The organism is Planctomycetia bacterium (genome assembly GCA_034440135.1).
Taxonomy (GTDB): domain Bacteria; phylum Planctomycetota; class Planctomycetia; order Pirellulales; family JALHLM01; genus JALHLM01.
Window position 1 is genome coordinate 1 of record JAWXBP010000131.1, and the last position, 8,947, is coordinate 8,947.

General features: G+C 59.8%; 8 protein-coding genes. 3 read left to right on the forward strand and 5 right to left on the reverse strand.

Annotation, left to right across the window (positions count from 1 at the left end; translation table 11 throughout):
• Window positions 1–87 precede the first annotated feature (87 nt).
• The 5 genes from SGJ19_07405 to SGJ19_07425 all read right to left on the reverse strand — a co-directional run bounded on the left by SGJ19_07405 (window position 88) and on the right by SGJ19_07425 (window position 6,499).
• Window positions 88–3,330: a site-specific DNA-methyltransferase gene (locus SGJ19_07405; GenBank protein MDZ4780060.1), complete on the reverse strand. Its 3,243-nt coding sequence runs from the start codon at window positions 3,328–3,330 to the stop codon at window positions 88–90.
• A 188-nt stretch (window positions 3,331–3,518) separates the two neighbouring features.
• On the reverse strand, window positions 3,519–4,547 hold the full coding sequence (locus SGJ19_07410) for a CBASS cGAMP-activated phospholipase (GenBank protein MDZ4780061.1): 1,029 nt from the start codon (window positions 4,545–4,547) through the stop codon (window positions 3,519–3,521).
• Complete coding sequence (locus SGJ19_07415) at window positions 4,472–4,939, reverse strand: hypothetical protein (GenBank protein ID MDZ4780062.1); 468 nt, start codon at window positions 4,937–4,939, stop codon at window positions 4,472–4,474. Before SGJ19_07415 ends, SGJ19_07410 begins: the two co-directional genes overlap by 76 nt.
• A 2-nt stretch (window positions 4,940–4,941) precedes the next feature.
• Complete coding sequence (locus SGJ19_07420) at window positions 4,942–6,114, reverse strand: nucleotidyltransferase (GenBank protein MDZ4780063.1); 1,173 nt, start codon at window positions 6,112–6,114, stop codon at window positions 4,942–4,944.
• Between the two features lie 10 nt (window positions 6,115–6,124).
• Window positions 6,125–6,499, reverse strand: coding sequence for a metal-dependent hydrolase (locus SGJ19_07425; protein ID MDZ4780064.1), 375 nt, complete (start codon window positions 6,497–6,499; stop codon window positions 6,125–6,127).
• 155 nt (window positions 6,500–6,654) lie between these two features.
• Between SGJ19_07425 and SGJ19_07430 the strand changes: the two genes are divergently transcribed.
• The 3 genes from SGJ19_07430 to SGJ19_07440 all read left to right on the forward strand — a co-directional run.
• Window positions 6,655–7,716, forward strand: a complete 1,062-nt coding sequence (locus tag SGJ19_07430; GenBank protein ID MDZ4780065.1) for an XRE family transcriptional regulator — start codon at window positions 6,655–6,657, stop codon at window positions 7,714–7,716.
• Window positions 7,694–8,188 carry a PIN domain-containing protein gene (locus tag SGJ19_07435; GenBank protein MDZ4780066.1) on the forward strand — a complete coding sequence of 165 codons (495 nt, stop codon included), beginning with the start codon at window positions 7,694–7,696 and terminating at the stop codon, window positions 8,186–8,188. The genes SGJ19_07430 and SGJ19_07435 overlap by 23 nt, the downstream gene beginning before the upstream one ends.
• Window positions 8,189–8,366: 178 nt before the next feature.
• Window positions 8,367–8,947, forward strand: a 581-nt coding sequence (locus SGJ19_07440) for a hypothetical protein (GenBank protein MDZ4780067.1), incomplete at its 3' end; no start/stop codon positions are given.

Genomic DNA, 8,947 nt, shown 5'->3' on the forward strand with positions numbered 1-8,947 from the left:
CCGCCACGACCGCCCTTGTATTCGACGTCAGTACCCTCGTAGTACCGAAGGTCATCGAAAAGCTGAAGCTGCTGACTCATCGCAATTTCAAGGCAGGGGTATGACCTTCACCGACTCGATCCCCCGGTCGTCGACGATCTTGACCGCGACTCTCTTGTTCTCGCCGGCTTCGAAAGGCAGCGACACCGTGCCCTTGAATTTCTCCAGCAGATCCTCGTCGAGTTCGGCGCGAATGTCCTTCTTCAGCTTGTGCCAGCCTTCGTCCTTGCCTGCCATCGGAAAAAACACCTGGCGGGGAAAGAGCGACCGGTCGTCATAGTCGATGTCCAGCAGCCACATGGCGATCTTGGCTTTGCCGCCCGACACCAGCTCGCCCTTTGCCGTGTCGAAGTAGTCGAAGCCGTTGACCTCGATCTCGTAGAGCCCGTCCTTACGCTTGCGCAGTTCCACGTCCGGCTGGCCCATCAGCCAGAAGCTCTGGTTGCTGGAGCGGGCCTTCTTGAGGTCTTCGGTCAGGAGGTCGGTGTTCATCTTGGCCTTGAGGGCGGTGATTCCCTTGAAGGCGTCGATATCCTTGGCCGCCTCGGGGTCGAACTCGAAGGCGCAGAACACCGCCATTTTCGGCAGCGGGAACAACTCACCGGCCTCGCGCAGCGCATGCTCCACCTGCCGCTGCTCCAGCGCACCGTGCTCCGGGCCAAAGCTCACCACCACGCGCTCGCCCGTGTCGAGCACGCCGAGTGCGTGCAGGCAGACCGTGCCTGGGAGCGTTTCAAGGCTGGCGAATCTGAGCATCTGCCCGCCTTTGCCGCGGATGCCGGTTTTCAGCAGCTCGTCGCGCCAGGAGTGCTGACGTGCCGATTCGCCCGAACGCGCGATGGAGACATCGGCATCCTTGGGTTGTTCGGCTTCGTCGAGAGAGAGCACGGTGGGGAATGGGACCGCTTCGACCGTGAACGGGCCGGTGATGCGCATTTTGGTGCGGGATTTTTCGGGTTGGTCGTAGAGGATCTCGGAGTCGGCGTGCGAGGCGATGGAGGCGTCCATTTCCTTTTGCATTCTCATGCGGGCTACGTGGAAGGTGTCGAAGGGCTTGCGCATGGAGGCTGCCCAATCCTCTGGAAAATCGAACGGCACCTCCCATTCCTGAAGGGCTGCACCTTTGGATAAATTCAGCTTCTCGCCCTTGCGGTTGCCCTCCGTCACTTGCAGTGCTTCGGCGGGTGGATGCTTCTTGAGTGCCGCATTCAAATCCTTCAATGCGCTTTCGATGGCCGGGTGCAAGCGGGCGTAGTTTTCGTCGATTTCGGGGTTGTTGGCGATTGACTTGAGCATCACGTGCGGGACGGTCTTGTAGATGAAGCCGCCCTTTAGTCCCTCATGCGGATAGCGCAGTTCGTAGTAGTCGAAGCTCGCGGTCATCAATCGTTGCTTGGCGAGCGTTATCGCAACGCGCGATGTATCGCAGGTGATCCAGCGGCGGCCCCATTTTTCGGCGACAAATGCTGAGGTACCTGATCCGCACGTGGGATCAAGAACCAGATCGCCCGGATCTGTGGTCATGAGAAGGCAGCGCTCGACTATGCTCTGACTTGATTGAACTACATAGATCTTGTCCGAAGCACCGGCGACATCATCCCAAACAGCTGTAATTGGGTAGGCTGGAAAATCGTCGATATATCGTACATACGCCAAGGTCGATGAACGTTCCGAAATCCGGTGCACTCGAGCAAGACGCTCCATACCAGAAAGATGAGTCTTCCAGTTAGAGTTATCTCCGGGGAAAAATTTCCGCGTTCTAAAAGAAAAGTCGACCGTCGTAAGCTCACGAAAGCCAGCGGAAATAAGGCTTGTAAGCTGGTATGGTCTCGCGCCTGCGGGGACCGACTTGGTATTTTCTCTTTCGGGCTTGGTCATTGCCCTTCGCGAACCGTCGCCTTCTTCAACTTGATCGTATCGCGCACCCGAACCCTCACCGATACCCACTTCCTTCGTCTGAAACATTTGCCGATACTTCACTTGCTTCGCCAACTTGGCATACCACACTAAATAGTCGGCAACCCGAGGTAATAGCTCACTCGTCTGGCCGCCTGTTTTCTTAACCGTAATTAGTGAGCAGAAGTTATCCGCTCCGAACACGTCGTCCAGTATTTCCCGCACGTGGTGCAAGTTCTCATCAGAAATTTGTACAAACACGCTCCCACTCTCGTGCAACAGCTCTTTCGCTAACAGCAGCCGATCGCGCAGATAAGTTAGATAGGAGTGAATGCCCAATTCCCAAGTATCGCGAAAAGCCTTAATCATTTCGGGTTCTTGAGTTAAGTCTTCGTCGCGCCCGTCCTTCACGTCGCGTTTGCCGGTGAACGGCTGAAAATTCGACCCATACTTGATCCCATAAGGCGGATCGAAATAAATCATCTGCACCTGCCCCGCCATCCCCTCCTTCTGCAGCAACGAATTCATCACCAACAGCGAATCACCCGCGATCATCCGGTTCGACCACCCGCGGTCGTGCTTGTAGAAGTCGACCGCATCTCGCAACGGTAGATTCTCGAAAGGCGCATCGAACAGACTCGGTTGAACACCGCTGGTCTTCCCGCCCTTGCCCTCCTTGATGCGCTTGCTGACGACCGAAAGGATGCTCATCGGATCGATGCGCTCGTGCACATGCAGCGACACGGTGTCGACATCGAAGCTCGTTCGCTCGGCCTTGCCGGTCCACTGGAGGTACGGGCTGCCCGCGCGCTTGAGCTCAGCAAGCGCCGCGCGCATGACCTCGGCGTCCCCGCTTGCGAGCGCATCGTCCACCAGCCTCTCCACCTGCGAGCGCGCGGAGTCGAAAGCCAGCACCGGATCGAGGTGCGGGTCGTAGCGCCAGGTGGTCTTCGGCTGCGGCGGATCGGTGGCTTCGTTGACCAGTCCGACCTGCGGATTGTTCTTGCGCCGCTCCGAATGGCGATAGCTGAGCACCTGGGGCTCGCCCTCACCGGATTTGCGAACGGCGGCCGCTTTGGCTTTCGCGGGAGAGACCGGCTCTTCCGGCGACGGGGACGTCAACGCACCGAGTTCGAACGAAGCGGCGTCCTCGGCCTGCGCCCGGAGGACCGAGCCGCCCCGTCCCTTGCCTTTTGCCAGCACGCCCTTCTGGAGCAGTTCTTCGCGCAAGGATTCGAACGCCACGTCAAGCGCGCTGCCAGTGTTCTTGTAGCCGGCCGCCTTGGCGGCCTCCAAGAAGCGTTCGCGCAGGCTCTGGTTGCCGATGGCCGAACCGTTGGGCGGCACGAGGCCGAGCAACAGTCCGGCCAGCGCCTCGCGTCTAGTGTCGTCCATGAAGTTCCCCTTCAGGCAGGAACGGCCGGGAATGCCGCGCCAAGCTTTTCGGCGTTAGTGTAACCGTTGAGCTTGCACTAACCGATGGGCAATAGGGCGGCTCGCGGTTCCGCAGGAGCCGTGGTGATTTCTTCGACGAACAGTTGAATGAAGCATGAACTCGGATGGCAGCAATTCGTCTGGAATACTTAGGTCTTTAGCGCGTGAAGCGGAATAAAGCGCTCCGCAGGTTCACCCAGGAAAACCTCTCGCAGTGCAGGTAACGCTGTTCGTGCAACTGTCGATCCCATGGCAACAAGCTGGCTGATCGCCTCGGCGCTATCCAGCTTTATCCGCTGCTCCTCCACATCGAGGCTGTGCCGGAAAAGTCTCGGCGCGTCCTCGCTATGCCCGCAGAGCAGCTTGGCGGTTCCGAGCGAGGCCACGGACTGCCCTTGCTGAAAGAAAGTATTAAGCGAGAGAGCGAAATCGAGCCGCCCGCCACGCGGCGGGCACGTATACAGGGGTTCGGTACAGCCCAGACTCAGGATATGAAGGCTGTTGCCGGGCCAGCAAAGCACGCCGACTGCCTCGACTGCAGCCATCCCCGCCGGGTTATTCGCCCAGACGCCACCGTCTACAAGTTGAGTGTCATCCGCGAGGGCGTGCGCCGGAAAGTACGTCGGTGCGGCGGCCGTAGCGAGCGCTACGTCTACCGCGGTTTGCTTGTGGTCGAACTCAAAACGTTTGTGATGCGCTGTCTTGAACACATAAACGCTTCGAGTGTTGATGCTGTATGCGGGAATAACGAGGCGTACCGTGCTGTCCGCCAATCGCTTAGCTCCGAATGCGCCTTCCAAGGCGGTTTTTAGCGCGAGCGGATCGTATGCGGGTCCAACAAGCTGACGAACCCGACGCTCCTGCTTGCGCCAAAACGAACTGACGCGACCCCATAATCCGATGCCGTCCGCTTCCTGGCCGAACACCTGCCGCCCGTTCTCCTGATAGAACCGGAGAATGTCCTTGGCGCTTAGGCCAAGTCCCAAGCCCAGAGCGATGATCCCGCCGGTCGAGGTGCCCGCTATCAGATCAAAGTGATCGGCGATTCGCTTTCCGGTGGCTTCTTCGATCGCGGCCAAAAATGCAGCGGGGAACGCGCCCTTTATACCGCCGCCATCGATTGCCAGGATTCTTCTTTTTCTGGCGATGTCGGTGGATGCATTCCCCCGCCCGTCCACTCACCGCTCCTGAGCCAAGTTTCGAAATAGTAAAGCCACAGAACCGACCAGGGGAGCATCGTCTCCACCAGCGTCCGTTGCGAATTCCATTCTCCCGTCCAAGGAAGGAACAGGCAGAGCCGCGGCGGTTCCTGCGCGTAGACGTGGGGCAGGTCCTTGCCGCCGGCCAAAACGTTGAGGTCCGGCGCCCTGACAATCACCTGAGGAAACTCGCCCTGCTGGAAATTCAGCTCCATCTCGTACAGTCGGCTGATCGCACTGGGTCGCGCGGAATAGAACCAGACGAGCGACCCGCGCGACAGCCGGCCGTGACCGCCGAACGAATTGGCGGTGCGCAGGATGAGGTACTGCTGCGCGGCACTGAGCCCGGCCGGACGGTATGCGGGCCGCATTGTCACCGGCCATAGAAGGTGTTGCCGCGCACGGGCGCTGCGCGCACCGAGGTTGACAGGCCGGCCGCGCCGAGAATCCCGAGTGTGCGCGCAGCGCGCGCCGCATTGACGGCACGATTCACCTCAGCGAACACGGGCTCGACCACCGAGCCGCCGAAAGCCTCTGACAGACGCACGCTCACCTCGTCTTCGCCTTCCGCGCGTACAAAGTCTTCAAACGTTTCGACCAGGTTCTCGTGCCAGTCGTAGAAGGCAACGGCGCGGCGGGAGTCTTCGTTCCACTTTTCGGCGAAGTTCTCGCCCGCAGTCGTTTCGTTCGGAATCACATAAACTTTCTGACCGGCCACGTACATGACCTGGATGAAGTTCGGCATCCCGCGGACGGCCTCCATCAGCAAGTCCAGGTCGTGGTCGTACTCGCGCGACCGCACGCACTCTTCGTATGACCAGCCAAGCAGCGTGGTGATGATGATCGAGATCGGCGCAAACGAAGAGTCCTTGTACGCGAACCGGATGTCGCGATGGCGCTTGCAGAGCTGCACGCCACGCTTCAACGGCCCCTTGAATTGCTGGCGCTCAGGCAGGCCCTCCATGTCGGCGCGCGCCTCCGCGAACTTCACGCTACGGTAGCGAGGCTGCAGACGCGCCCGGGCCTCGAATTTGTCGGCGAACGCAATCGGGTGAGTCGGCTTCCAGACGCTCAGCGTCTTGTCCGGGACCAGGAGGCCCCCGTTTTCACAACGCGGATTGACGATAGCGGGCGTCACGTCCAGGTGAAACTCGCCTTCATACTGCAACTGCCAGCAGCGGTTTTTTTCAACGAGGATTTTTCGGTAACGATCGTTCTCCTTGAGTCGGTCGCCCACGAGCGCCTTGACGGCCGTCGGGCTCGAACTTTCGGAGATCCCGGGGAGCACGTCGAGGAGATCGACGTCGAATTCGGACCTAGCGAACGGCCGGTTTGCCGTCTGAATGCGGACCGAGCCGTGGGGCGAGATGCTCCCATCCTGCAGATACGGTGACTCGGACTCCATCAGCCACGTGCCAACGGCTTCGTAGCTCGTTCGCGCGCGCTCATATTGCGTTTCGGTGAGATCGAGGCGCTGGCCGACGGCCTCGAGATAGCCATACAGCTGCGCCTTGCGTTTTGCCGCCAGTTCCAGTGTTGGAAGCACGATTGCGTCCTCAGCAGATGTTGCCGACAAGGGGCAGGCCCATTGCCGTGGTTGCATCGGCGCACAAGTGCGCCATGTAGCCGAACCCGACGCCGAGCAGCACGTCGCGCATGAGCGCCTCGCCTGGCGTGACTGGTACTACCCAGTCGTAGATTTTCTTCATCCCCGAAGTGACGAGCGCAGCGAACGCCGCGCTATGGCAAAACTGGCGATGGTGCGGACTGGTTGTCGGCTCCAGTACGTCGGGCAGTCCTGAGGCGAGGGCCGCTACCAGTGCCGCGAAAGCTGGATGGGGGAGACGCGCAGCGGGATTCTGTTGCTTGATAAGTGCGACTATGGCGAACGCCGAAATCCCGGAAACCACGGTGTGAGCGGCGGGGCGCATCTCAGTGCTCCACGCCTTGGGGAGGAAAAGTTTTAATCATGATGATTGTCCTAACCCATTGAGTTAGCGAGATAATTGTTGACGAAAGAGACTTTATGGATCATAGTTTACACAATTCATATATTTAAGTCAATTTTGTAAACTAAAGGCAGCCAATGATCGGTGAACGCATCAAGCAGGCACGTAAGGCGGCAGGGTTGTCGTTGCGCGCGCTCGCGGACCGAGCCGGAATCACCGCGATGGCGATCTCCAAGTACGAGGGGGGGAAATCCACTCCCTCCTCGCGCGTCTTGCTCGATCTTTCAAAAGCTCTGGGAGTGCGCACGGAGTATTTTTTTCGGCCGGTGAAAATCGAGCTGCAGGAAATGAAGCACCGGAAGCACTCGCGTCTTCCAAAGAAGGCGCTCGATCAGATCGAGGGCGACGTGAAGGAGCAGCTCGAGCGGTTTATCGAGCTCGAACAGTTACTGCCGAATGGACCGGTTCAGGCATTCAAGCTGCCCGGGCATCTGCCCGCCCGGATTGCCACTCTCGATGACGTCGAAGCCGTTGCGCGTGACCTTCGGACATCGTGGAACCTGGGCGTCGATCCCATTCCGGTGCTCACAGACATGCTCGAAGAGCGAGGCATCAAGGTTTTTCAATCGCAGGCCATCAATGACCGGTTCGACGGCATGGCCGCGACCGTGGATGGAATACCGGTTGTCGTCGTGGGCCGGGGATGGCCCGGCGACCGCCAGCGTTTCACGCTTGCGCACGAGCTCGGTCACCTGGTACTGCAAGGACGCCTTTCACCAGATGTCGACGAGGAAGCCGCCGCCAATCGGTTCGCCGGCGCCTTTCTCGCGCCCGCGGACGAAGTTCGCAAAGAGCTTGGCGAAAAGCGCGTCTGGCTGGAGCCTCGCGAGCTGGAAGTACTCAAGAAGACATACGGCCTGAGCATGCAGGGCTGGATGCATCGCGCCAAGGATTTGGGAATCCTGCCTGATGTGCATTACGTCGAGATGCGCAAATTCTTCAGTTCGCGCGGCTGGAACAAGACCGAGCCTGGCGAGCAGTACGCTCCCGAGCGTCCTCAGCTTTTCGATCAGCTCGTATATCGGGCACTTGGACAGGATCTGATCAGCGAGAGTAAAGCCGCCGAACTATTGCGCATGCCGCTCATGGAATTTCAGAAGAAGCGGAGCATGCAAAGTGGCCGTGCGGCTGCTCATTAGCGATGCGAACATCATCATAGATATGGACACAGGCGGGCTGCTCCGCCTGATGTTCCGCTTCGATGCTACGTTCGCTGTTCCCGATGTCCTGTACGAGGAAGAACTCCGTGCCGACCATCCGGAATTGCTTCGTCTCGGCCTCAAGCGCTTGGAGCTGAGTGAAGGTACAGTCGTGTACGCGGGCCGGCTGGTCGAAAAGTACAGAGGCCTCGGTGCCAGTATCAATGACCTGCTCGCGCTCGCCCTCGCGCGGCAAGAAGAGTGTCCGCTATTGACCGGTGATGGAAGGCTTCGGACCGCGGGTCGAACAGAGGGTATTGACGTCCATGGCACCCTCTGGCTCATTGAGCAGATGATCAGAGCGCGCACGATAACCGTCAGGCAGGCCGGGGCCGCCTACGCAAAGATGCGCGACGCGGGACGCCGGCTCCCCTGGGACGATGTAGACCAGCAGCTACGGACATTGAGATAGCCGGGCTTATGCATTTCGAAAACAGACGGCCACCCGAATGCGCTGAGGAGGCGGGAGGCCGATGGCAGCATTTCGCCCGGAGAGCGGCGTCCCTCCTGGTGCCAGATGAAATATTGGCAGCAATCCAAAAGTTCGGGTGCGAACATGGTCCGGACCAGTCGGAAACTCGAGCCGCTCGGTGTTGCTGATTAGTCGATTGCTACGGGTCTTCGCCGCCGCAGGAGCGCTGGCGTTTGCGCTTGACGCGCTGACGGCCGAGGCGGTCACGGTGGTGCGCAGGACAGTGCTCGACAATCCGTCGCCCGAAGGCGCAGTGCCGGGCGCTCACTACATGCGCCTCAGCCTCGGCGTGATGCGTGGGACCGGCTGGAATGCGGACCGGGTGCTCGAAGCGGCAAGGCGCGCGGTGGTCCTGCTCGACCAATGCGCAATCCGTACCGAGAAGATCGAGCTCGTCGAATTCGAAGGCCCGCCGCGCTATCGCACGCTCTACACGCCGGTGTCGCGCAAGCTTGCCGCTGAACTCCGACTGAACAGACCCACGGTGTACTTCGTCGCCAACTCGAACCAGTTTCCGCGTTTCGACGCCGAGGCGATCGGACGCTCCAACAGCCTCACACGCCCCGAAATGGCCGATTCAGCCTGGATCGTCCAGGGTGCGCGCGATCTCGACATCATCATTGCGCATGAGCTGGTCCACGTGCTGGCCGATTCAGGCGAGCACTCGGCCGAACCGGGCAATCTCATGCGCGATGAAAC

Coding starts and splice junctions, on each gene's coding strand:
- SGJ19_07430 (MDZ4780065.1), top strand. CDS start 6,655: ATGATCGGTGAACGCATCAAGCAGGCACGTAAGGCGGCAGGGTTGTCG.
- SGJ19_07425 (MDZ4780064.1), bottom strand. CDS start 6,499: ATGCGCCCCGCCGCTCACACCGTGGTTTCCGGGATTTCGGCGTTCGCC.
- SGJ19_07405 (MDZ4780060.1), bottom strand. CDS start 3,330: ATGGACGACACTAGACGCGAGGCGCTGGCCGGACTGTTGCTCGGCCTC.
- SGJ19_07415 (MDZ4780062.1), bottom strand. CDS start 4,939: ATGCGGCCCGCATACCGTCCGGCCGGGCTCAGTGCCGCGCAGCAGTAC.